The organism is Rhizobacter sp. (genome assembly GCF_031412075.1).
GTDB lineage: Bacteria > Pseudomonadota > Gammaproteobacteria > Burkholderiales > Burkholderiaceae_C > Rhizobacter.
Window position 1 is genome coordinate 1 of the sequence record NZ_JANOCG010000107.1, and the last position, 2087, is coordinate 2087.

Genomic DNA, 2087 nt, shown 5'->3' on the forward strand with positions numbered 1-2087 from the left:
CGTCGCCCGGCGCCACCGCGTGGTGCCACACCATCTTGTTGCTGGTGCTGGTGCCGTTGGTCACGAAGAAGCAGTGGTCGGCGTTGAAGATGCGCGCCGCGTTGCGCTCGCTGGCCGCGATCGGCCCGGTGTGGTCGAGCAGCTGGCCGAGTTCGTCGACGCTGTTGCACACGTCGGCACGCAGCATGTTTTCGCCGAAGAACTGGTGGAACATGCGCCCCACCGGGCTCTTCAGGAAAGCCACCCCGCCCGAGTGCCCCGGGCAGTGCCAAGAGTACGAACCGTCTTGTGCGTAGTCGACCAGCGCACGGAAGAACGGCGGCGCGAGGCCGTCGAGGTAGCTCTTGGCCTCGCGAATGATGTGGCGCGCCACGAACTCGGGCGTGTCTTCGAACATGTGGATGAAGCCGTGCAGCTCGCGCAGCACGTCGTTCGGCAGGTGCTGCGAGGTGCGCGTCTCGCCGTAGAGGTAGATCGGGATCTCGGCATTCTTGAAACGGATCTCCTGGATGAACTTGCGCAGGTTGAGCACGGCGGGGTCGAGGTCGGGGCCTTCGGTGAACTCGTTGTCGTCGATCGACAGGATGAACGCACTGGCGCGGCTTTGTTGCTGCGCAAACTGCGACAGGTCGCCGTAGCTGGTGGCGCCCAGTACCTCGAAACCCTCTTTCTCGATGGCCTCGGCCAGGGCGCGGATGCCCAGGCCCGAGGTGTTCTCGGAACGGTAGTCCTCGTCGATGATCACGATGGGAAAAGTAAAGCGCAGCATGGCAACCCCGGGGCGGCAAAACGAAAGAGCGCGAAGTGTAGAGCCGTTCGATGACCGGCATACACTGCCCGCTCACGCCAAACAAGGACACGGAATGGACTTCTCGCAGGCAACGTTCTGGTGGGTGCTGGCGGGGGTGGCCGTGGCAGCGGAGCTGGCCACCGGCACCTTCTATCTGCTGATGTTGGCGTTGGGTATGGCGTGTGCTGCCGTGGCGGCCCACCTGGGTCTGTCCATCACCCTGCAGATCGTCGTCGCCGCTCTTGCGGGTGGTGGCGCCACGGCTCTTTGGCACTTGAAGCGCATGAAGAATCCGCGCTCGGCACCGTCGGCAGAAAACCGCGACGTCAACCTCGACATCGGCGAGCGTGTGAACGTCGAGGCCTGGGCCACCGACCGCACCGCCCGCGTGTCCTACCGCGGCTCCACCTGGACGGCGCGGCTGCAACCCGGCGCCACTCTGCAGGCCGGCGAACACGTGGTCAAGGCCGTCGAAGGCAACTGGCTTGTTCTCGCTCCTCTTTCTTCACTTCACTGAAGGTTCGCTCCATGGAAATCGCACTCGTTCTGGCGGTCATTGCCGCCATCTTCATCTTCCAGACCTTCAAGATCGTGCCCCAGCAAAACGCCTGGGTGGTCGAGCGGCTCGGCAAGTACGACCGCACGCTCACGCCGGGCCTCAAGTTCGTGGTGCCCTTCATCGAGCGTGTGGCCTACAAACACTCGCTGAAAGAAGTGCCGCTCGACGTGCCGAGCCAGGTCTGCATCACGCGCGACAACACGCAGCTGCAGGTCGACGGCATCATCTACTTCCAGATCACCGACCCGATGCGCGCGAGCTACGGCTCTTCCAACTACATCTTCGCCATCACCCAGTTGGCGCAGACGCTGCTGCGCTCGGTGATCGGCAAGATGGAGCTCGACAAGACATTCGAGGAACGGGATGCGATCAATGCCTCGGTGGTGAGCGCGCTGGACGAAGCGGCTGCCAACTGGGGCGTGAAAGTGCTGCGCTACGAAATCAAGGACCTGACGCCCCCGCAGGAGATCCTGCGTTCGATGCAGGCGCAGATCACCGCCGAGCGCGAGAAGCGCGCGCTGATCGCCGCGTCCGAAGGCCGCAAGCAGGAACAGATCAACATCGCCACCGGCGAGCGCGAAGCCTCGATTGCGCGGTCCGAAGGCGAGCGCCAGGCCGAGATCAACAACGCCCAGGGCGAAGCCGCCGCCATCGTGGCCGTGGCCGACGCCACCGCCGAGGCCATCCGCAAAGTGGCTGAAGCGATCCGCTCACCCGGGGGCGAGCAGGCGGTGCAGC

3 protein-coding genes are annotated in these 2087 nt (G+C 64.4%); 2 read left to right on the top strand and 1 reads right to left on the bottom strand.

Annotation, left to right across the window (positions count from 1 at the left end; genetic code table 11):
* On the bottom strand, positions 1 to 769 hold a 769-nt coding region (locus RMO40_RS03960), incomplete at its 3' end, for an Orn/Lys/Arg decarboxylase N-terminal domain-containing protein (protein ID WP_309716614.1).
* Between the two features lie 94 nt (positions 770 to 863).
* On the opposite strand from RMO40_RS03960, the gene RMO40_RS03965 reads away from it, so the two are divergent.
* The gene (locus RMO40_RS03965) at positions 864 to 1307 is read left to right on the top strand and encodes an NfeD family protein (protein ID WP_309716617.1); all 444 of its coding nucleotides are present in this window, start codon (positions 864 to 866) and stop codon (positions 1305 to 1307) included.
* 11 nt (positions 1308 to 1318) lie between these two features.
* The coding region (locus RMO40_RS03970) for an SPFH domain-containing protein (protein ID WP_309716620.1) at positions 1319 to 2087 on the top strand (769 nt) is incomplete at its 3' end.